16 protein-coding genes, 1 tRNA gene and 1 pseudogene are annotated in these 21261 nt (G+C 64.6%); 9 read left to right on the top strand and 9 right to left on the bottom strand.

Going from position 1 to position 21261, the window contains the following annotated elements:
- The first annotated feature begins 3 nt into the window (after nucleotides 1-3).
- Nucleotides 4-2412 (top strand): glycoside hydrolase family 95 protein, encoded by a 2409-nt coding sequence (locus tag BJQ94_RS18385; protein WP_265399245.1) that lies wholly within the window; start codon nucleotides 4-6, stop codon nucleotides 2410-2412.
- On the opposite strand, the gene BJQ94_RS18380 is transcribed toward BJQ94_RS18385, so the two are convergent.
- Nucleotides 2409-3392 carry an acetylxylan esterase gene (locus tag BJQ94_RS18380; RefSeq protein ID WP_265399246.1) on the bottom strand — a complete coding sequence of 328 codons (984 nt, stop codon included), beginning with the start codon at nucleotides 3390-3392 and terminating at the stop codon, nucleotides 2409-2411. The genes BJQ94_RS18385 and BJQ94_RS18380 overlap by 4 nt on opposite strands.
- Nucleotides 3393-3684: 292 nt before the next feature.
- On the opposite strand from BJQ94_RS18380, the gene BJQ94_RS18375 reads away from it, so the two are divergent.
- The 3 genes from BJQ94_RS18375 (at nucleotide 3685) to BJQ94_RS18365 (ending at nucleotide 6864) form a co-directional block, all read left to right on the top strand.
- Nucleotides 3685-4965, top strand: a complete 1281-nt coding sequence (locus BJQ94_RS18375; protein ID WP_265399247.1) for a sugar ABC transporter substrate-binding protein — start codon at nucleotides 3685-3687, stop codon at nucleotides 4963-4965.
- 68 nt (nucleotides 4966-5033) lie between these two features.
- Nucleotides 5034-5912 carry a sugar ABC transporter permease gene (locus BJQ94_RS18370; protein WP_265399248.1) on the top strand — a complete coding sequence of 293 codons (879 nt, stop codon included), beginning with the start codon at nucleotides 5034-5036 and terminating at the stop codon, nucleotides 5910-5912.
- Nucleotides 5902-6864 carry a carbohydrate ABC transporter permease gene (locus BJQ94_RS18365; protein ID WP_265399249.1) on the top strand — a complete coding sequence of 321 codons (963 nt, stop codon included), beginning with the start codon at nucleotides 5902-5904 and terminating at the stop codon, nucleotides 6862-6864. Before BJQ94_RS18370 ends, BJQ94_RS18365 begins: the two co-directional genes overlap by 11 nt.
- 261 nt (nucleotides 6865-7125) lie before the next feature.
- Here BJQ94_RS18365 and BJQ94_RS18360 read toward each other — a convergent pair whose 3' ends face one another.
- The 4 genes and pseudogenes from BJQ94_RS18360 to BJQ94_RS18345 all read right to left on the bottom strand — a co-directional run bounded on the left by BJQ94_RS18360 (nucleotide 7126) and on the right by BJQ94_RS18345 (nucleotide 11448).
- Nucleotides 7126-7443, bottom strand: coding sequence for a hypothetical protein (locus BJQ94_RS18360; protein WP_265399250.1), 318 nt, complete (start codon nucleotides 7441-7443; stop codon nucleotides 7126-7128).
- A gap of 170 nt (nucleotides 7444-7613) precedes the next feature.
- Nucleotides 7614-8780 carry a hypothetical protein gene (locus BJQ94_RS18355; RefSeq protein WP_265399251.1) on the bottom strand — a complete coding sequence of 389 codons (1167 nt, stop codon included), beginning with the start codon at nucleotides 8778-8780 and terminating at the stop codon, nucleotides 7614-7616.
- Between the two features lie 646 nt (nucleotides 8781-9426).
- Nucleotides 9427-10662 (bottom strand): annotated as a pseudogene (locus BJQ94_RS18350) (IS256 family transposase).
- A 715-nt stretch (nucleotides 10663-11377) separates the two neighbouring features.
- Nucleotides 11378-11448: transfer RNA gene (locus BJQ94_RS18345), tRNA-Gly, on the bottom strand.
- Nucleotides 11449-11517: 69 nt separating this feature from the next.
- Between BJQ94_RS18345 and dcd the strand changes: the two genes are divergently transcribed.
- The 4 genes from dcd to nrdG all read left to right on the top strand — a co-directional run bounded on the left by dcd (nucleotide 11518) and on the right by nrdG (nucleotide 15860).
- Nucleotides 11518-12123, top strand: a complete 606-nt coding sequence (gene dcd, locus BJQ94_RS18340) for a dCTP deaminase (RefSeq protein WP_265399253.1) — start codon at nucleotides 11518-11520, stop codon at nucleotides 12121-12123.
- A 123-nt stretch (nucleotides 12124-12246) separates the two neighbouring features.
- Nucleotides 12247-12768: a hypothetical protein gene (locus BJQ94_RS18335; protein WP_265399254.1), complete on the top strand. Its 522-nt coding sequence runs from the start codon at nucleotides 12247-12249 to the stop codon at nucleotides 12766-12768.
- A 231-nt stretch (nucleotides 12769-12999) separates the two neighbouring features.
- On the top strand, nucleotides 13000-15249 hold the full coding sequence (gene nrdD / locus BJQ94_RS18330) for an anaerobic ribonucleoside-triphosphate reductase (protein ID WP_265399255.1): 2250 nt from the start codon (nucleotides 13000-13002) through the stop codon (nucleotides 15247-15249).
- A gap of 8 nt (nucleotides 15250-15257) precedes the next feature.
- Nucleotides 15258-15860: an anaerobic ribonucleoside-triphosphate reductase activating protein gene (gene nrdG, locus BJQ94_RS18325; RefSeq protein ID WP_265399256.1), complete on the top strand. Its 603-nt coding sequence runs from the start codon at nucleotides 15258-15260 to the stop codon at nucleotides 15858-15860.
- Between the two features lie 19 nt (nucleotides 15861-15879).
- Here nrdG and BJQ94_RS18320 read toward each other — a convergent pair whose 3' ends face one another.
- The 4 genes from BJQ94_RS18320 to BJQ94_RS18305 form a co-directional block, all read right to left on the bottom strand.
- Nucleotides 15880-16299, bottom strand: a complete 420-nt coding sequence (locus BJQ94_RS18320) for a GNAT family N-acetyltransferase (protein ID WP_265399257.1) — start codon at nucleotides 16297-16299, stop codon at nucleotides 15880-15882.
- 41 nt (nucleotides 16300-16340) lie between these two features.
- Complete coding sequence (locus BJQ94_RS18315; protein ID WP_265399258.1) at nucleotides 16341-18266, bottom strand: MFS transporter; 1926 nt, start codon at nucleotides 18264-18266, stop codon at nucleotides 16341-16343.
- A 237-nt stretch (nucleotides 18267-18503) separates the two neighbouring features.
- Nucleotides 18504-19058, bottom strand: coding sequence for an isocitrate lyase/phosphoenolpyruvate mutase family protein (locus BJQ94_RS18310; RefSeq protein WP_265399259.1), 555 nt, complete (start codon nucleotides 19056-19058; stop codon nucleotides 18504-18506).
- A gap of 44 nt (nucleotides 19059-19102) precedes the next feature.
- On the bottom strand, nucleotides 19103-19771 hold the full coding sequence (locus BJQ94_RS18305; protein WP_265399260.1) for a GntR family transcriptional regulator: 669 nt from the start codon (nucleotides 19769-19771) through the stop codon (nucleotides 19103-19105).
- 212 nt (nucleotides 19772-19983) lie between these two features.
- Here BJQ94_RS18305 and BJQ94_RS18300 point away from each other — a divergent pair, with 212 nt between their 5' ends.
- A complete protein-coding gene (locus tag BJQ94_RS18300) occupies nucleotides 19984-21255 on the top strand; it encodes an NRAMP family divalent metal transporter (RefSeq protein WP_265399261.1) in 1272 nt (423 codons plus the stop codon).
- Nucleotides 21256-21261: the final 6 nt, after the last annotated feature.

Genomic DNA, 21261 nt, shown 5'->3' with positions numbered 1-21261 from the left:
AAGATGCGTCCCGACCGCACCTTGCCTGACGAGACGCAGGTGCTCTGGTACGGCGCGCCGGCCACGGTTTTCACCGAGGCGCTGCCGCTGGGTAACGGACGCATCGGCGCCATGTGCTTTGGCGGAATCGGGGTCGATAAGATCCGGCTGAACGACGACACAGCATGGTCGGGCTCGATGGCCAGCGAGCTGCGGGTGCTGCCCCAATCAGCCGAAGACAACAAGCGGGCGCTGCGACACGCCCGGGATCTGATCGGCGATAACGAATACGGAGCGGCCGAAGTCGAACTCGCCGGGCTCTCCCAGCCGTACACGCAGGCTTACATGCCGTTCGCCGATCTGATCATCGAGATTGACGACCTCGCCGGAGTGCAGCACTACCGGCGATCGCTAGATCTGCGCACCGCGTCCCACGATCACGGTTTCGACACCGATCACGGCCGCATAGACCAACGCATGTTCGTGTCAGCAGCCCACAACGTGCTGGTCGTCGACTTGCGCGTCGGGGCGCTGGACGGGGTCACGGTGCGGGTGCGGCTCGCCAGCCAGCTGAAGGTCGACGACGCCCGTCAGGATTCCAGCGCTTGCGGGCTTACCCTGCGTCTGCCCAGCGACGTGCCCCCGACCCACGCCGACCCGCCGGCCGAGGTCCAGTACTCGGATGATCCGACGATCTCGGTGCAAGGCGCCGTCGTCGCGCATTGGCAACATGACGGCACCGACATCCGCCTGCCTGCGGGCGCGACGACGGCCGGTCTCGCCGCCACGGGAGTGCACCGGCTGCAGATATATCTGAGCACCGCCACCACATTCACCGGGGTCGGACTCGCCGCCAACGGCTCGGCCGATGAGGCCTACGCGCGGGCTAATGAAGCGGCCGTCGCGGCTGGTCGGCTCGGCGTCGACACTCTCTGGCGCGAGCACCGCGCAGAACACGCCGCGTTCTATGAAAGGGTCACCCTTGACCTCGGCCGGTCAGCGTCGACCGCGACCGCGCCACTGCCGACATGCCCGCTGCCGACCGACCAGCGCGTGCTGCAGACTCCCCGGGATCCAGCCCTGGCCGCGTTGATGTTCAACTACGGTCGCTACCTCCTCATCTCCAGTTCCCGGCCCGGTTCGCTGGCCGCTACCCTGCAGGGCCTCTGGAATGAGTCGATGACTCCGCCCTGGAGTTCGAACTACACGCTGAACATCAACACCCAGATGAACTACTGGGCTGCCGAGAGCACCGCGCTGGCCGAGTGCCACGAGCCCTTCTTCGAGCTGATCGAGGCACTCTCCCGCAACGGTCGTGGCACAGCCCAACGGCTCTACGGCCTGCCCGGTTGGGTGGCCCATCACAACACCGACGCCTGGGCGTTTACCTCGCCGGTCGCCGGCGACCCGGCCTGGTCTTTCTGGCCGTTGGCACCCGCTTGGCTGGTGCGGCACTTCTTTGAGCACCTGCGCCATGGCGGTGACCCGGAATTCGCACGTACCCGGGCCTGGCCCGTCATTCGAGGCGCCTGTGAGTTCATCCTGGGCTGGCTGGTTCGCCAGCCTGATGGCAGCCTGGGCACCGTTCCCTCCACTTCACCGGAGAATCATTTCACCGCTCCCGACGGCAGGCCTGCGGCGGCAGCTCGATCATCCACCGCTGACATTGCAATGATCAGGGCGCTGTTCGAGGCGGCCCTGGGAATCGGGCCCGAGGACGACGCGATCATGCAGCAGGTCGTTCGGTCGCTCGCTGCTCTGCCCCCGATCCCTATCTCGGATGGCAGCATCCAGGAATGGGCCGACCCCTTCGTGCTGCCTGAACCGGGGCATCGGCACGTTTCCCCGCTCTACTTCGCGTACCCCGGCAACACACTGCTCACTCCGGAACTCGCTGCTGCCGTTTCACGCACCCTCGACGAGCGCGGGGACGACTCCGCGGGTTGGTCGCTGGTCTGGAAAATTGCATTACGCGCGCGCCTTCGTGAGCCCGAAGCGGTGGAACGTCTGCTCCCGCTGGTCTTTCGCTCCGTCGCAATGGCCCCAGGTCCGTGGGAAGGAGGCCTATACCCAAACCTTTTCGTCGCGCATCCACCGTTCCAAATTGATGGCAACCTCGGTTACGTTGCAGCCGTCGTTGAGTGTCTGGTACACAGCCACGCCGACCGCATCGACCTCCTGCCCGCAGTGCCGGCCAGTTGGCCCGCCGGTTCCGTTGCCGGGCTCGTTGTGCGACCGGGTGTGCTGGTCGACATCGATTGGGCACCGGATACCCACGGTCGCCCGCGGCTCGTGCGCGCACGGCTGCGTGCACGCACAGTGCACACCAGCGGTGCTGTGAAGGTCGGCTGGCACAGCATCGAACGAACCGTGAAACTGACTACCGACAGCTGGGTAGAGCTGACCGAGGCGGATTTCCCGCCTGACAGCTAGCTCAGGAGGCCTTGGCCTATGTGCTGAGGGAGCCAGGTCGCCTGCTTAATGTTGTGCAGCGTCTGCCCTGATTCGTGGCCATTGAACGGATAGACCTCGATGTCGGCTGGCCCGGCATAGCGGTTGAATGCGGCGAAGATGGTGGATGGAGGCACAACATCGTCCATCAGCGCGGCCGAGAATAGGGCTGGCGCCGTGGCTCGCCGAGCGAAGTTCACCCCGTCGAAGTAGCTGAGCGTGTCGAATACCTGGTCTACGGCGTCGCGGTGGACCGCCAGGTAACGGCTGATTTCGGTGAACGGTTCGACGGCGGTGATTTCCGCAGCCCGCCGAAAGTGGCAGAGGAACGGCACGTCGGGCATAACCGCGCATACGTCAGGCACCAGTGCGGCGGCGGCGAGGGCTATGCCGCCCCCCTGACTGCCGCCGGCGAGGCTCAGTCTGCTCGCATCGACATGAATGAGTGACCTGGCGGCATCGATTGCCAGTGCGGCATCAGTGAATACCCGCCGGTAATAGTAAGACTTCGGATCGAGGATGCCACGAGTCATCCAGCCGGCCACGGAGGCCTCTGAGCCCTCAGGATCGGGAGTGTGTCCGCCTGTGCCCCACCCGCTGCCCTGGCCACGTGTGTCCATGAAGAGATGCGCGTAGCCCGCGCTGGCCCAGAAGAGCCGCTCGCCCGGCAGTCCCCGCCCGCCGTTGTACCCCTGGTATTCGACCACAGTAGGTAATGGCCCCCCGGCGTCGACGGGCACCGTCAGCCAGGCGCGGATGGGCTGGCCGCAGTATCCGGCAAAGGTCACGTCGAATACCTCCACGGTGCGCATTACCGTGGACACCTGCTCAAGGCGGGGCTCCCAGGCCAGCGCGCGGGATTCAGTGAGGGTCAAGGCCCAGAATTCATCGAAGTCAGTAGGCTCCAGTACCTCCGGCCGAAATTCGCGGAGCTGGTCGAGGGGAATATCAGTCAGGGGCACAAGGGGAACCTCTCTTGATGTCGCGGGCGGATTCACGCACAGACTACCCCTATTGATCCGACCTTCGGAGGCCATATTCGGAGAGTTGAGCCTTTATGTCGCAACAAGCCGATCACACATCGGATGAATGCTTGACAGGGGTGGTTTCCATAGGCATCCTTGTACCGAGGCAGTTATCTCGATGGCAAGATGGCGACCCAATGGTCCATCGAGTACATGCCTCACCCTCGACAATGCAGTCATCGGAAGGAAGACAATGAAGTTTTATCTGGCGGGCCCAACGAGGTCCCGAATGGTGATGGGTGTCATTGCGTCGGCGAGTGCCCTGGCGCTGCTGGCCGGCTGCTCCGCGGGAACCGCTTCAACCGACGGCGACGCAGCGGCCGACGCATCCACGGTCGACTTCTGGGGCTGGGTCCCGGGTCTCGAAGACCTCGTCGACCAGTACAACGAACTCGACACCGGCACCACCGTTACCTTCCACCGCATGACCGGAGACGACGGCACTAAGGTCAAGGCCGCCGTCGATGCCGGAGCCGGCCCCGACGTGGTGCAGCTGAGCACCCACGACCTGCCCGACTACGTGATCGCCGGACGGGTGCAGGACATCACCGAGTTCGTTAGCGATGATGAGGCGAACTACACACCGAGCTCGTGGGCCTCCGTCAGCTTCGACGGCCAGGTCTACGGTGTGCCGCAGGGCATCGGCCCGGCGGGCATGATGTATCGCACCGATATGTTCGAGAAGTACGGCGTCAGCGTTCCCACCACCTGGGATGAGTACCTCGACGCCGCCCGAGCCATCCATGCCGCAGACCCGAACGTATACATCGCCAACATGTCGCCCAGCGAAGTGGGGCAGTGGATGCAGGAGGTTCAACAGGCCGAGAGTAGCTGGTACGGCGTTGACGGCGACGCCTGGGACGTGGGTATGAACGACTCCGGCAGTCAGCTGGTCGCTAAGCGCTGGCAAACACTGCTCGACGAAGGGCTAGTCACCACCGACACCATGTGGACCCCGGAGTACTGGGCGAACGTGAACGCCGGCAAGATCGCCACGATCTCCTACGCAGCCTGGTTCCCGAGCCTGCTGGCCAGCAACGCTGAAAGCACCAGCGGCCTCTGGAAGATCGCAGCGCTGCCTGTCAACGAGGGATCCGCCAACGCCGGTGACTCCGGCGGCGCCGCCGACGTCGTGCTCAAGGGCGCGGCCGACCCCGAAGCGGCGGCTGAATTCATCAGCTGGCTGAACGGCTCCGATGACACCCAGGAGACTATGATCTCGGTCGGCGGCATCTTCCCGTCGACCAAGAACGGCCTGGCTTCGCCCGCGCTGACTTCGCCCGTTCCGTTCTTCGGTGACCAGGCCGTGAATGAGGTCTTCATTGAGGCAGCCAAGAACACACCAGCGACATGGGTGGACGGCCCCAATTACGGCACCGCCCAGACCGCGCTGACCGATGAGTTCGCCAAGGTCATCAATGGCCAGAAGACCTTCCTCGAGGCGCTAGACGCCGCGCAGGCCGCCACCGTGGACGATCTGAAGGCCCGCGGCCTGAGTGTGAACGAGTAGTCGGAATGAGTTTTCTGTCCCGCACCACCACGCCCCCGCGTCGGTTCACCGGCGCGGGGGCGTGGTGGGTGCCGTATGCCTTCATCGTTCCCTTCTCAGCGCTTTTCATCCTGTTCCTTATCGCCCCGATTCTCGTGGCTATGGGCAGCAGCCTGTTCACGGTGAAGTCCTCCGGCCTCGGGTTCGGCGGCGAAACGGCGGCGGTCTTTGCCGGGATCGAGAACTACGTTCGAGCACTCACTGATTCAGACTTCATCGCCAGCTTCGGGCGTGTGCTGCTCTTCGGTGTCGTGCAGGTGCCGGTCATGATGGTCCTTGCCGGTGGCTTGGCCCTGCTATTCGACTCATCACTGGTCAAGGCCAAGCGATTCTTCCAGTTCGCGGTATTCCTTCCCTACGCGGTGCCCGGCGTCATCGCGGCCCTGCTGTGGGGGTTCCTCTACCAGCCGGCCGTAAGCCCAGTCATCCAGTTCCTGGCTTCGATAGGCATCGAGGCTAACCTGCTGGCGCCCGGCACAGTGCTGTGGGCGATCGCAAACATTAGCATTTGGTCGTATACCGGCATCAACATGATCATCCTGTTCGCAGCCCTGCAGTCGGTGCCCCGCGAAATGTACGAGGCCGCCCGACTCGACGGTGCCGACGAAGTTCGGATCGCCTGGAGCATCAAAATCCCGATGATCTGGCCGGCATTCCTGCTGACCACACTGTCGTCGATTATCGGCACTTTGCAGCTTTTCAGCGAACCGGCCGTGCTGAAAACCATCACCCCCAATATCTCGAGCGACTTCACGCCCAACATGGCCGTGTTCTCTGCGGCCACACTCGGCAACAACGCGAACCTGTCGTCGGCGATGGCCGTCATCCTCGGTGCCGCCACACTCGTGGTCTCCCTGGTGATCATGCGCGTGACGAACCGTCGAAATGGAGCCTCCCGTGACGCTTAACAAGAACGCCGCCTCCCCGGTCCTCGATTCCCCGGTAGGGAGCCTCCTGCCCGCCGCACCGACCACCTCGCGCCCTCACCGTGCTCCAAAGTTCCACACTTCGGCCTCCGATCAGCACGGACGGGGGTGGATGATCGCTGTCACGGTGGTCATGGTCCTCGCCGCCCTGTACTTCCTGGTGCCGGTGTATTGGCTGGTCGTAGCCTCGACAAAGTCCGGCGGCGAGCTCTTCTCCACGCCGGGATTCGCTTTCTCCGAATTCCACCTGATCGACAACCTCGTGAACCTGTCGAACTACGACGACGGAATTTATTGGCGCTGGACGTTCAACTCGGTGATCTACTCGGTCGTCGGCTCGGCTTTCACGACCTTTGTCTGCGCCCTCACTGGCTACGCATTCGCGGTCTACAGGTTCAAGGGACGCAAGATCGTGCTCGGCGCCGTGCTTGCCAGCCTGTTGGTGCCCGGAACCGTGCTCGCCCAGCCCACTTACATGTTGCTTGTCACCCTGGGCCTGAACAACACTTACGCGGGAGTGCTGCTGCCGGCGCTTGTCTACCCGTTTGGCGTTTTGCTGGCCTACATATACGCGCAGTCCTCGATTCCACTTGAGCTCGTAGAAGCAGCCCGGCTGGACGGCGCGAACGAACTGCGTATATTCTTCTCAATCGGCCTGCGGTTGATGATGACCGGCCTGGTGACGATCCTGCTGTTCGCTTTCCTGGGCAGTTGGAACAGCTACATGCTGCCGTTGCTCGTGCTCACTGACCAGACGCTGATGCCGCTGACGGTGGGACTGACTGGCTGGAACCAGTCGTCGATCACGATCCCGGGACTCCAAATCCTGACGGTGGTTGGTTCGCTAGTTTCGGTGGTACCGATCATGATCGTCTTCCTCGCCCTTCAGCGCTTCTGGAAGGCCGGGATCTCCGCTGGCGGAGTGCGGTTCTAGGATGTGGCTCCCTAAGTCCCGTGTGGGTTCTCGGCAGAAATGATCTGTGTCTCGTGCGCCCTTCTTTCTGGCGATGAGTGGCTTGAGATCGAGCCGTTTGATGCCGGCGGTCTCTGTTCGTCGTGGTCGTCCATTTCAGGATCACCGCCGAGCGCGGGCGCCAGCGAGAACTCTCAAGATACGTAGGCAGTGATGCGCCAAGCGTCAACTTGGAGTACAGCTCTGCTGGGGACCAGATCCATGTCCTAATTCCGCCAAGTATCAGTCGAGTTCCCCTTGGTTGACAGCAGTCGTGCCGGGGTGTTGGAGCTCAACCTGACGGTTAGGGGTTTCGGGAACCTCGGTGCCGTCTCGAGTGCATGTGTCTACGTAAGGCGGCGCGTAGGTCGCCCGCGCTTCCCGGGCCGAGATCTCATTCAGTGTCTGAGTGGGCGTGCTGGCCGGTTGCCTGCGATGGCTGGCCGGTGTTTCTTCTGGACTCACTGTCATTCCATCGGGTGCGTTCGCGGAGCGGACGAGCGTGTTGATCCAGTCAGGATTGAGCGCTGGCTTTCGCCCATCGGTGAACTTGGCGTTCATGCCCCAAGGGTAGTGGGTCACGGCATAGCGTCACTCTTGACCGCATCCTCGCCCGACTTGCATGCCACCTCGCGAAAGACTCGAGTGCCGTCCACCGATCTGTTCTCCACCTCAGTGCGTCGTCCGAGGTCAGCCGTGAAAGAGTTGCCCATTCCTCTGGGCGGCTCGGATTAGGCTTTGGGCCATGGGTCAAGATCTGCCCATGCTTCGATACCGAAGAAGCGAGCAGCCGATTCAAATGGTTCGTCACGCTGCAGCTGCGCGCCGTTGAGGCGAAGTTCAACGGCGTGGAACGGCCGTGTCACTTCAAGCGGACGAGTCGCCCATGGGTGATGGATGAGCGTGACCTCGCTCCGTGGAACATGATGAGGTTGCAGCTGATTTACCACGAGTACCGCGGATGTTCCAATGTGTTGTGCAGCCTGCCTCGTTCCAAAGAATCCATCCGCCATTCGAGTTGAGCGAGAAGCAGTCCCCGAGGCCGTAATGATCCATGCCTCGTGTCCGAACATGGCCGCGATTGCATCTTCGAGATCGTCGTCGAAGAGGTACACCCCAACTGCGATCACGAAGGGGGCGTCAAGCTCGCCATAAGCTCGAGCTTTTAGGGTTGCACCGCGCCGGATGAGCCCCGCGTCGTCGATAAATTCGGCGTCGCCATGGGAATAGACGCCGATCGCCCGCCCACGAGACGAACGGCGATGTTGCGGAGACTTGGCAATCGCCCCGAACCGGGCTGACCAGTCGCCTGATGTCCAGGGAAAAGTGGGGTATCGGTCACTGTCGGCCGGAGCATCTGGATCTAGTTCATCAAGCCACTTCTTTAGTCGTCGTCGAAGATCTCCCGCGCCCACAGATCTTGCTCCCACTACCACGTCCTGAAGGTCGAGGAAGAAGCGAGAGTCGTCCAGCTTGTTCACCCCATCTAGAAACCGAGCTAGGCGGTTCGCTGATCCGCCATCCGGGCGCGATTGCGGCATGACCGCTTCAACATAGAAGCGTTCCGACCCGCGGGTGGCTAGAAAGTCCGGGTGGCGATTTGATTCAGGAATGTCCGGATGCACCGTGACACTGAAACCGGCGCGTAGGAGTGACTCGTGGATGTACAGTTCCAGGAACGCGCTCTGCGCTTGGTCGTTGGACTCGCGCAGACGACCACGAATGTCGGCATAGGCGTCGACTGGCAGTCGATTTGCCCACTCCTGCAATAGTCGCCGCGGGTTCTCCCAAAACTCACCCCCGACACGGTTCAAGAAGGCGAAGCTAGTCTCTTCATGAGTGGCGGGAGAATGTTCGGTCCGGTCTTCAATGTCGAAGATAGGTAGGCGGTCTTCCATTAGACGAGGCTCCCATGAGGCACCCTGATTTGGCGAACGCTTGGGACAGCAGCATGCGGCTCATCTACTTTTTCAGCTACCCCGGACGAGTGCCCGGCGTCCCATAGAAAAATGTTTGGCGGTCAGGGAGTTCGGCCATGCTCACCCTATGGTGCTCAACGGCATTGGGGTCCCTGTCGTCGGGGCGGCTAAGGCCGACAGTTTGCGAACCTGGGAAACTAGGCGGGACGCCATCCGAGGTGAATCGGTGGTCCTAACTCCAAGGCCACAGACGGAGCGCTTAGTCGTGGCGCTTTCCTTCCTCCGGGTCGAGGGCGTCTGCGAGATAGCTTCTCGAGGTGAAAGTTGCAGCTTGCCCCTCCCGCGAGTGCCACGCGGCGCCACGAAGAGACGCGTCGTCAATGCCGAGGTGCTTCATGATGGCGAGATTGAGAAGCCAACGAACTCCCATGGCCAAGGCCCCGAGGCCGCTCGTGCTGAGCCTGGTTTTGAAATGCCCCTCATGGACGAGATCGTTGCGGGCTTTCACCGCCAGTGCAACCCAGGCCTGCAGCTTCTCGGCTGGAACCACCCGGTTGAACTGCTCAAGCTCACGTCCCGCTGAGTGGTGGAGTTTCTCAACACCGTGCGGGTCAGTTGTTCTAGCTTAGGCGGCGGCGAGTTCGGGGAGGATCACCGCCTCGTCGATGACCTCGATGGGGTTGGTCATGGTGCCCAGCTCGAGCATGGATGACTCGGAGAAGTAGCGGCGTTCGCCGGCTTCCCACTCGTCGTGTTGCTCGATCAGGACCGACCCGGCCAGGCGCAGCAGGGCTGCGGCGTTGGGGAACACGCCGACGACGTCGGTGCGGCGTTTGATCTCTTTGTTCACCCGTTCGAGCGGGTTGGTGGACCAGATTTGGCGCCAGTGCCGTCTGGGGAACGCGGCGAAGGCGAGCAGGTCGGGTTGCGCGTCGACGAGCATCGCCGCGACCTTCGGGTGCGACCGGGCGAGCATCGTGGTGACCTCGCGGAACTGCTTCTCGATGTGTTCACGGTCGGGCTGGGCGAAGATGGTGCGGATGATCGAGGCGACCATGTCCTGCGATCCTTTCGGGATTACCGCGAGGACGTTGCGCATGAAATGCACCCGGCAGCGCTGCCAGCCGGCGCCTTGGAACACGGTCCCGATGGCCTTCTTCAGGCCGGTGTGAGCGTCAGACATGACTAGCTTGACCCCGTCGAGGCCGCGGGTCTTCAGCGACCGCAGGAACGACGTCCAGAAGCCCTCGTTCTCGCTGTCGCCCACGTCGAAACCCAGGACTTCCCGGCGCCCGTCGACGGCAACGCCGACGGCGACGACGATGGCCTGGGACACGATCCGGTGCCCGACCCGGGCCTTGTAGTAGGTCGCATCGAGGAACACGTAGGGGAAGTTCTGCGCGGCGAGGGTGCGGTCGCGGAACTCGGCGTCCAGGCCGGCGCAGATCCGGGACACTTCGGACTTGGAGATCCCGGTATCAGCGCCGAGGGCTTTGACCAGGTCGTCGACTTTCCGGGTTGAGACGCCGTGGACGTAGGCCTCCATCACGACCGCGAACAACGCCTGATCGACCCGGCGGCGCCGTTCCAGTAGGGCGGGGAAGAATGACCCGGCGCGGAGCTTGGGGATCTTCAGGTCGAGGTCACCGGCGGTCGTCGACAGGGTCCTGGACCGGGCGCCGTTGCGGTGGGTGGTGCGGTCCCCGGAGCGCTCGAACGGGGCTGCGCCGATGAACGCGGTCGCTTCGGCATCGATGAGTTCTTAGTAGAGCTTTTCGGTCGCGACGCGGATTCGGTCGGTGACGTCGGTGAGTTTGAGTTCTCCCAGCAGGTCGAGCAGGGCAGACTGGTCTAGAGCCATCGTGTGGTGTCCTTTGTGAGTTCTTTGATCGGTACTCACTGACCATCCCACGGTGGCTCTTCACGTTGACGAAGCAACGCTCAAGAGCCGGAAACCACACCACTCACAGGGACGTAACCGGCGCTGAGTGTGCTCTTGGGAGCAGCAGACGGATACCCCTATTTTCTCCAAACCTTTGGGAGGGCAGCGTGGGACGCGGCGCCTGAGAAGTTAATCGCCCACCGTGATGCCTTGGCAGCAGTCCAAGAAGGCAACGCAGCACTTGATATGGGGTTCTTCCCGGCTCGATGGGACCGGGCAACGCCCGCAGAGCGAAAATACCTGCGGGCTATGTCTGACGTGGGCACGGAGCACTGCAAAACCAGTGAAGTCGCTGGCCTGCTAGAGAGCTCGATGAGCGCGCAAAGCGCAGTCCGTCAAGGAATCATTGAGAAGGGCATAGCCTACGCGCCTGAACGAGGGCTCTTGGCCTTCACTGTCCCGGGGATGCACGCCTTTATTAAGCGCCAGTTTGCGGAGTGACTGATTTGCAATGGACGCGGAGCCTCGTTCCCACGAGGCGCGAGTGTGGCTGCAACTAACCAGCGGATCCGCGGATCCGCGCTCAAGTTCTTGAGCCTAGGTTCATCTTCGACTCTGAAGGCTCAAGTGCTCTGCAAGGAGGCTCATCATGCAACCTGAGTCACACCGAGGGAGGCTGCGGATCGAGGCCGAGAGCGGATGACGGGAATCGAACCCGCGCTATCAGCTTGGGAAGCTGAAGTTCTACCATTGAACTACATCCGCGCGTCCGGGCCGCGAAAGCGGCACTGGAACCGTGCCATCCTATCAACCCCGCGCCGATAGGCTGGCACCGTGCTTCTCTCGGATCGTGACATCAAGGCCCAGATCGACGCGGAACGTATTGCGCTCACGCCCTACGACCCGGAGATGATCCAGCCGTCGAGCATCGACGTGCGCTTAGACCGGTTCTTCAGGTTGTTCGACAACCACAAGTACCCGTTCATCGACCCGGCCGAAGACCAGCCCGAACTCACCCGGCTGATCGAGGCAAAGGGCGACGAACCGTTCATCCTGCACCCGGGCGAATTCGTGCTCGGCGCCACCTTCGAGGCCGTCACCCTGCCCGACGACGTGGCCGCCCGGCTCGAGGGCAAGAGTTCGCTGGGCCGGCTGGGCCTGCTCACCCACTCCACCGCAGGGTTCATCGACCCGGGCTTTACCGGGCACGTCACCCTCGAGCTGAGCAACGTGGCCACCCTGCCGATCAAGCTCTGGCCCGGCATGAAGATCGGCCAGCTGTGCTTCTTCCAGCTCAGCTCGCCGGCCGAGAAGCCCTACGGCTCCGCGTCCTACCTCTCCCGCTACCAGGGCCAGCGCGGTCCCACCGCCTCCCGGTCGCACCTCAACTTCCACCGCACCGACACGAGCGCGACGGATGCCGGGAGCCACGGGAACTGATCGGTTCGCGAGCCGTGAGAAAAGCCCCATCCGGGCGCGTTTTTTGGGGTTCTGCTCACGGCTCGGGGGATGTGGAACACCACGTTCACGCGCGCGTTACGTGGGGCCGGTAAAATCCTGAGTATGACCACCTCAGAGTCCCGCTTTGCCGAGGCGCTGATCGCCGACGGCCCCACTCCCGAGTACCCCGGACGCATGCGCCGGTTCGGCCAGCTCGTGGGCACCTGGGCGGCACACGGCAGCAAGCTCGACGAGGCCACCGGCGAGTGGACCGAGCGGGAATTCACCTGGATCGTGCAGTTCATCCTCGACGGCCGCGCGGTGCAAGACGTGGAGGTTGTGCCCAGCAGCACGCATCCGTCGGGCTTCGAGACCATCGCCACCGCCGTGCGGGTCTACGACCAGCTGGCCGGCGCCTGGCGGGTGAGCTACTTCGCCCCGACGCTGGGGGAGTACTGCCACCTCATCGCCACGCCCTACCGCAACGGTCTGCGCCAGGACGGCACCGGCACCGACGGCCGCCCGGTGCGCTGGAACTTCACCTCGATCACCGAGGACGGCTACACCTGGGAGGGCTGGGTGAGCGACGACGAAGGCACCACCTGGCACCTGGTGGAGCACAACGAAGCCGTGCGGGTGCACTGATCTCGGCCCGTTCTCCGGCGTCCGCCGGCTGATTTCCGCGAGCCGGAAACACCCGGCGAGGCAACACGCCGAGACGTCTGAACTGCACAGATGTGCATCCAAAACCGCGGGTGAAGCGGGTCGCGTGTTTTCGGCCTTCGCGGCCTCCCAACCACTAGATATAGCGGCGTTAGGGACCAAGGGCACCCAAATATAGTGATTTCGGCACGGTGCCGTCCCTATGCTGAAGGCGTGAATCCAAGCATCAGCGCCCCGGCCCAAACGACTGACAGCATCGACGAATCCGTCGACCAGACGACGCCGACGTCGGCGCTGCATGCCATCAAGGTCGTCAAACGCGACGGCCGCCGGGTGGACTTCGACAACACCAAGGTCTACGAGGCGTTGGTGAAGGCCGCGGTCGAGATCCACACGGAGATGACGCCGCTCGTGCACCGGGCGATCGTCGACATCGTCGCCGCCGTCGACCGAGAGATCGCCGGCCGCTTCGCCACCGACATCAAGATCTACGAGGTGCAGAACATCGTGGAGCACGCGCTGCTCGAAAGCCACGAATACGACCTGGCCGAGAAGTACATCAGTTACCGCACCCAGCGCGACTTCGCCCGCAGCAAGTCCACCGACATCAACCACTCGATCATCAACCTGCTGAGCAAAGACTCGGCTGTGGTGAACGAGAACGCCAACAAAGACAGCGACGTCTTCAACACCCAGCGGGACCTCACCGCGGGTGCCGTGGGCAAGGCCATCGGACACAAGATGCTGCCGCCGCACGTGTCCAACGCGCACCAGAAGGGCGACATCCACTTTCACGACCTGGACTACAGCCCCTACGCGCCGATGACCAACTGCTGCCTGATCGACTTCAGCGGCATGCTCAGCCGCGGTTTTCGCATCGGCAACGCCGACGTGGAGCCGCCCCGCTCCATCCAGACCGCCACCGCGCAGATCTCGCAGATCATCGCCAACGTGGCATCCAGCCAGTACGGCGGATGCTCCGCCAACCGCACCGACGAACTCCTGGCCCCCTACGCCAGGGCCAACTTCGCCAAGCACCTCGCCGACGCCGAGCGCTGGATCGCCGACGAGAGCCAGCACCGCCCCTACGCGGAGGAGAAGACCCGCAAGGACATCTACGACGCGATGCAGAGCCTCGAGTACGAGATCAACACCCTGTTCACTTCGAACGGCCAGACCCCGTTCGTGTCGCTCGGCTTCGGCCTGGGCACCGACTGGTTCGAGCGGGAGATCCAGCGGGCCATCCTGCAGATCCGCATCGACGGGCTCGGCAGCGAGAAGCGCACCGCGATCTTCCCCAAGCTCATCTTCACGCTCAAGCGCGACCTCAACCTGGTGGAGGGCGACCCGAACTACGACATCAAGCAGCTCGCGCTGGAATGCTCGACCAAGCGGATGTACCCGGACGTGCTCAGCTACGACAAGCTCGTCGAGATCACCGGCAGCTTCAAGGTGCCGATGGGCTGCCGCTCCTTCCTGCAGGGCTGGACCGACGCCGACGGCAATGACGTCTCAGAGGGCCGGATGAACCTCGGCGTGGTGACGGTGAACCTGCCGCGCATCGCGCTGGAGGCGGCCGGCGACCAGGCGAAGTTCTGGAGCATCCTCGAGGAACGCCTCTTGATCACCCGCGACGCCCTCGTCTACCGCATCGAACGGTGCAAGCAGGCGACCCCCGCCAACGCCCCGATCCTCTACGTCTACGGCGCGTTCGGCCAGCAGCTGGCCCGCACCGACTCGGTCGACACTCTCTTCAAGGACGGCCGCTCCACGGTGTCGCTGGGCTACATCGGCCTGTACGAGGTGGCCGCGGCCTTCTTCGGCGGCGCTTGGGAAGGCAACGCCGAGGCGAAGGCCTTCACCCTCGACATCCTCAAGAACCTCGACGCACACACCAAGGCGTGGAGCGCCGAGTACGGCTACCAGTTCAGCGTCTACTCCACCCCGAGTGAGAGCCTCACCGACCGGTTCTCCCGCCTGGACAAGGCCAAGTTCGGTTCGGTGGAGAACATCACCGACAAGGACTACTACACGAACAGCTTCCACTACGACGTGCGCAAGAACCCGACCCCGTTCGAGAAGCTCGACTTCGAGAAGGACTACCCGGTGTTCTCCTCCGGCGGCTTCATCCACTACTGCGAGTACCCGGTGCTACAGCAGAACCCCAAGGCCCTCGAAGCCGTCTGGGACTATGCCTACGACCGCGTCGGCTACCTGGGCACCAACACCCCCATCGACCGCTGCTACAAGTGCGACTTCGCCGGCGACTTCACCCCCACCGCGCGCGGTTTCGCCTGCCCCGACTGCGGCAACGACGACCCGTCCAGCTGCGACGTCGTCAAGCGCACCTGCGGCTACCTCGGCAACCCGCAGGCCCGCCCGATGGTGCACGGCCGCCACCAGGAGATCGTCTCCAGGGTCAAGCACATGGCCGGCGCCACCGGCAGCAGCGGCTCCCTCTAGGACCCGGCGTGCGTCATCCGCAGCCCCAGGAGTGGCTCTCTGACAAGGTGAGCCAGGGGTACGTCGGCGACTACAAGCCGTTCATGTTCGTCGACGGCGAGGGCGTGCGCTGCAGCCTCTATGTGAGCGGATGCCTGTTCGCCTGCGAGGGCTGCTTCAACCAGGCCACCTGGAACTTTCGCTACGGCACCCCGTATACGAGCGAGCTCGAAGACCGGATCCTCGCCGACCTGGCCCAGCCGTACGTGCAGGGCCTCACCCTGCTCGGCGGCGAACCGTTCCTGAACACCGGGGTGTGCCTGTCGCTCGTGCGCCGGGTGCGGGCGGAGTTCGGCGCGGCCAAGGACATCTGGTCGTGGACCGGCTACATCTTCGAGGAGCTGCTGCAGGACAGCGCCGACAAACTCGAACTGCTCGGCCTGATCGACGTGCTCGTGGACGGCCCTTTCGACGAGGCGCTCAAGGACCTGCGGTTGCAGTTTCGCGGCAGCAGCAATCAGCGCATCATCGACGTGCCGGCCTCCCTCGCCGCCGGCCGCACCGTGCTCTGGGCGGCCCGGGTTGACGCCACCCGCAGCTACGAGCAGGTGGAGAAGCAGGCGCTGATCTGAGCCGTACCGCTGCTTCCGCTTAGGTCGGCGGGAACTGGCCGGGCCGAACCATCGCCGTTTTGTTCGGAACCGAGAAGCCGTGCTGCTCGTAGAGCCCGTGGGCGTCGGCAGTGAACAGGGTCCACCGGAAGTGTGCGCCAGGGCCACCCTCGACCATGCGGTTCACCAACGCCTTGCCGAGACCGTGCCCGCGATGCTCCGGCAACACATAGACATCCGCGAGGTAGGCGTCGCACACACCGTCGGAGACGGCGCGCGCGAATCCCACCTGCGCGCCGGTGGTCTCCTCATAGACCCCGACGACCCGCCAGGCCGATTCGACCTGTTGCTGCACCTGGGCGCGCGAACGCCACCGATGCCAGGGAGCCGTCGTGGAGAGGAAGGACCACACCGCCTCAAAGTCGATGCGCTCGGCGCTGTCGTCGAGGATGTAGTTCATCCGTCGATTCTGGCAGAGCGCGCCGAGTTCCCGGCTCTGGTTCAGAGGTGGTGGTGCACGTAGGCCCAGCGGCCGCCGATGCCTGCCGTGAGTTCGGCGCGCAGCGCCCGTGCCACGACGGCCGGGTCGAAGAGTCCACCCTGTCCGGTCAGCGACTGGGGATCGAGCACGATCGCGAGCGCGCCCACGGCGACCGAGCCCTCCAGGTTCCAGTCGCCCAGCAGCGCCTCGTGCCCGCAGGTCGGGCACTGCGCGAGCGGCTCCGCGGCCTGTTCGTCCCACTGGTCGAGCTGTTCCCACGTTCCGGTGAGCTCGCCGCAGTTGGGGCAGGCCGGCACGTCCGTGCCGTCCCCGGCCACCCAGTGCGAGCCGCGGGCGACGACGAACGTCGACTCGCCGAATCCGGGCCACCGGGAGAGGAGGCTCGCGCTCTCGCGCAGGGCCGGCTCGGTCGGATGCAACCAGTCGCTGCCGTCGAACGGAACAGCCCAGCCCGACGCGACGAGCCACTCCGACACATCCTTGATGCGGCTCTCCGCATCAGCGTGGGGCGTGCCGATGTCGACGATCTGCTCGCGGTGGTCTCCCATGGCGGTAACGCTAGCGGATGCCGCCGCCGTGCGCTCTCTAGACCGGATGATCCCGACCGCGACGAGCGCGGCCGCGATGACCGTGAGCGTGAGCCCGGCCACGGTGATCGCCGTCTGGAATTGAGCGCTCTGCTCGGCGGTCCAGGTCGCTCCGGTGATGTTGCCGGTGAAGAGCGCGGCGAGGATCGTGCCCGTGGCGGCGATACCGATGGCGGTGGCCAGCTCGCTCGCGGTGTCGACGAGGGCCGCGCCCATGGAGGTGCGGGTGGGCGGTAGACCCTTGAGCACGTTGGTGCCGGCGACGACACCCACCACGCGCATGCCCGCGGCGACGAGCACGAGCGAGAGCAGGATCCACGGGTAGCCGAGCCGGCCGAACAGGCCGAAGACGGCGAGGCCGAGCACTACCGCCGCGGCGCTGATCCAGGCGGCACGGTTCAGGCCGGCTCGCTGAACGACCGGGCCCACGAAACGACCGCCGGCAAGAAGCACGACTACCTGCGGCAGCATCCCGACAGCCGCGAGGGCCGGCGGCCATCCCCAGGCGAACTGGAGTTGCAGGGTCGCCATGTAGCCGAGACCGGCGACGGCCAGTCCGGCCGCGGCCTTGTAGGCGAGCCCGCTCGAGACCAGGGGCAGTGCGAGGAGATGCAGGTCCAGGAGCGGTGCCCGGGCGGATCGTTCCCGCCACACGAATCCGACCGCCCCCACGAGAGCCGCTGCGGCCGCGGTCCAGGGCACCCATGATCCAGCGCCCTCTTCCACGAACAGAGTGGGCGCGACAAGAGCGAGGGCGATGGTCACGGTGCCGAGTACCGCGCCGAGAACGTCGATCGGGTCATGGTGGAGGTCGGCTGCCGTGTCGGCGGCGACGCCGAGGCGGATGCCGATGAAGGCGAGCGCGGCGATGGGCACGTTCACGAGCAGGAGGACCTGCCAGGGTGCGACGGCGAGCGCGAGTCCTCCCGCGGTCGGCCCGATCGCGAGCCCGACCAAGCCCGCGGTGGAGATGACCGTGAGCGCCCGGACGCGCAGGTCATCCGTGTCGAACAGCCGGAAGGCCAGAGCCATCGAGCCGGGAGTGGTCATCGCCGCCGCGACGCCCATCACGGCGCGCACGATGATCAGGTGTTCGGCGGTGGTGACGAACGCGGTCGCCAGGCTCGCGGCGCCGAGCAGGGCCAGGCCGATGAGCATCAGTCGCCGCCGGCCGAACCTGTCGGCGACCGCGCCGAACAGCAGCATCAGCCCGCCGAACACCACCGAATACGCGCCGGTCACCCATTGCAGGCCCACCGTCGAGGCGTGCAGATCGCGTCCGATCGTGGGCAGCGCCACGTTGAGGATCGAGTTGTCGAGCATCTCGATGAGGAACACGGCCGACAGGCCGGAAAGGGCGAGCCAAGCCGCCCGCAGACTTCGAGGTGCTCGTGGTGCGGTTGTGGCTGATCGCGGGGCGAGTTGTGGGTGCTCGACAGACATCGGTGCACACTCCTTCATAGTGAAGAAGTGGCGAATCATTCGATGCCGCGTGTATGCGCATGCCGCTAACGGGCAATGCGGTTTTACCTCAGATGCTCACAAGCTACACCACGGGGACGTCCGTCGGGGTGGTCAGTCTGGGATGCCGCGGCTGAATTTCACGAGCCGCGACTGCATGTCCCAGTACGAGGTTGCGGTGGGTGTCTGCTCGTTGTCACGGAGCAGGACGGCGTCCACCGTGGCTTGCTCGGCAAACCAGAAATTGTCCACTCGGGCGTTGACGAACACATCCGGGCTGCGTCGCTTGATGCCGGCCACCTTGGCGGCAAGAATCGCCGGATCAACCAGGTGCCCGGCCCTGCTGTCCTCGATGTTGATACCGGCCACCCCCAGGGCGGCCAGTTCGGCCACGAAATCCGCGACTTCGGCGGGGTCGTCGGAGTAGCCGTCTTCGATGTCCGTGGTGATGTGGACGGGTAGGCGACACAGTTGTCCGGCGAGGGCCGCGGTTGCCGCTTGGGTGGAGCCGTCGCCGTCGGGCAGGCCGGCGCTGGCCGCGATGCCGAAGCTGGTGGTGCCGATGGCGGGAAAGCCTGCCGCCGCACAGGCCAGGGCCGAGCCGACGTCCCAGGCGTTGGGCAACAGAAACGGTGCCTCAGTCTGATGGAGCTCCCGAAAAGTGGTCATGATTTCACGCTACTCCCGCGTCCGCCTTTAGCTCCGCCCTGGGCTCACGCGGGCAGCTGCCGCGCGTAGGCGGCCACGATCGTGCGCTCGGACTGCAGCAGGTAATCCTCGAGAACGGATGCGGCCCCGGCCGCGTCGCCGGCGAGGTACCGCTCGAGCACGGTGACGTTGCGGTCCACGTAGGGGCGGTGCAGGTATTCGGGGTCGTCGAGCAGGCCGAAGGCCAGGCGCAGCTCGGCGGAGATGTTCGCGTAGAGCCTGTCGAGGTGGTCGCTGTCGGCGAGCGCCACGATGGCGGAGTGGAACTCCATATTGGCCGTGCCCACGGCGATCCAGTCGTCGGTCTCGCGACTGGCCAGCGCGGATTCCACGGCGGCACGCATCCGTCGGCTGGCCGGGTGCCTGGAGTCGGCGGCCCGCAGCGCCTCGCACTCGATCATGCGGCGCACCCGGTAGATGTCGATGATCGACGCGAGCGACGGCACGGCCACGAAGACGCCGGCGTGTGGCTTGTGCACGAGGAGACGCTCATGGGTGAGCATCCGGAAGGCCTCGCGCAGGGTATTGCGGGAGACACCGAGGCGCTCGCTGACGGCGGACTCCGACAGACGTTGGCCGGGCACGAGGTTGCCGGCGATCAGCAGCCGGCGCAGCTGCTCGGCGGCCTGATCGGCACGGGAATTGCTGTCATCCGCTTCGTCGAGTTGGGCCACGACGCCACTCTATCCAAAGGGGCAGCAGCCACGGCAGCGTTGACGCCCTCTTTGTTCACCGAAACATGGGCGAAACAAACTGTTTACGCGATTGATTGTTCAACAATCGCTCGGTGATCGTTCACGAGTTTAGGCTCGTTATGTGGGGTACCGGTCCCCTCGAGTAGCTGTACACCCGATGGATCTTTCCCCTCGACGAAATGGATGTGCCCGTGACCGACCCCGCCAAGACCACTGCGACAGCGGAACCCACCGAGCAGCCGAGCGTTCGCAGCATCGCCAAGAGCCGCCGCAGCGCGCTGATCGGCGCCCTGTTCCTGATGGCCACCTCGGCCATCGGCCCCGGCTTCATCACCCAGACCGCCACCTTCACCGCGCAGATGGGCGCGGCGTTCGCCTTCGGCATCCTGGCCTCGATCCTCATCGACTTCGCTGTGCAGCTGAACATCTGGCGCATGATCACGGTCAGCGGCAAGCGCGCCCCCGAGCTGGCCAACCTCGCCATCCCCGGCAGCGGTTTTGTGCTCGCCTTCCTCGTCATCCTCGGCGGCCTGGTCTTCAACATCGGCAACATCGCCGGCGCCGGCCTCGGCCTCAACGTGCTGACCGGCCTGGACGCGAAGATCGGCGGGCTGCTCAGCGCCCTGTTCGCGATCGCGATCTTCCTTGCCAAGCGGGCCGGTGCCGTGGTCGACCGGGTCGTGGTCATCGCCGGGCTCGTCATGATCGTGCTCACGATCATCGTGGCCTTCATCTCCCAGCCACCTATCGGGGATGCGCTGCGCCAGACCGTGTTCCCGGACGAGATCAACTTCGCCACCATCACCACCATCGTCGGCGGCACCGTGGGCGGTTACATCACCTACGCCGGCGCGCACCGCCTGCTCGCCAGCGGCACCGCCGGGGTGGAGCACGTCAAGGAGGTCAACCGCGCGGCGTTCAACGGCATCCTGGTCACCGGCATCATGCGCTACGTCCTGTTCCTGGCCATCCTCGGCGTCGTCGCCGGTGGCGTGATCATTGACACTTCGGGCACCGCGGCCAACCCCGCCGCCCAGGCCTTCCAGGCCGCGGCCGGAGAGTTCGGGCTGCGCGTCTTCGGTGCGATCTTCTGGATCGCCGCGATCACCAGCATCATCGGTGCCGCGTACACCTCGGTGTCGTTCCTGCCGGTGTTCTCCAAGAAGATCGTCGGCCGCGCCGCCGACCTCGCCACCATCGTCTTCATCGTGGTCTCGCTCGGCGTCTACCTGCTCATCGGCACCGCGCCGGCCACCCTGATGGTGTTCGTCGGCGGGTTCAACGGGCTGATCCTGCCGATCGGCCTCACCATCTTCATGTACATCGGCTGGTTCCGCGGCGACCTGATGAACGGCTACCGCTACCCGCGCTGGCTGCTGATCATCGGTACCCTGGCGACCCTGCTCACCTGGTACATGGCCGTGATGGCGGTGGGACCGATCTTCTCGCTGCTGACCGTTTAGAAGGAG

It is taken from the genome of Cryobacterium sp. SO2 (genome assembly GCF_026151165.2).
Classification (GTDB): Bacteria; Actinomycetota; Actinomycetes; order Actinomycetales; family Microbacteriaceae; genus Cryobacterium.
Note: the sequence above shows the minus strand (reverse complement) of the source record. Positions and strands in the feature narration are given on the sequence as shown.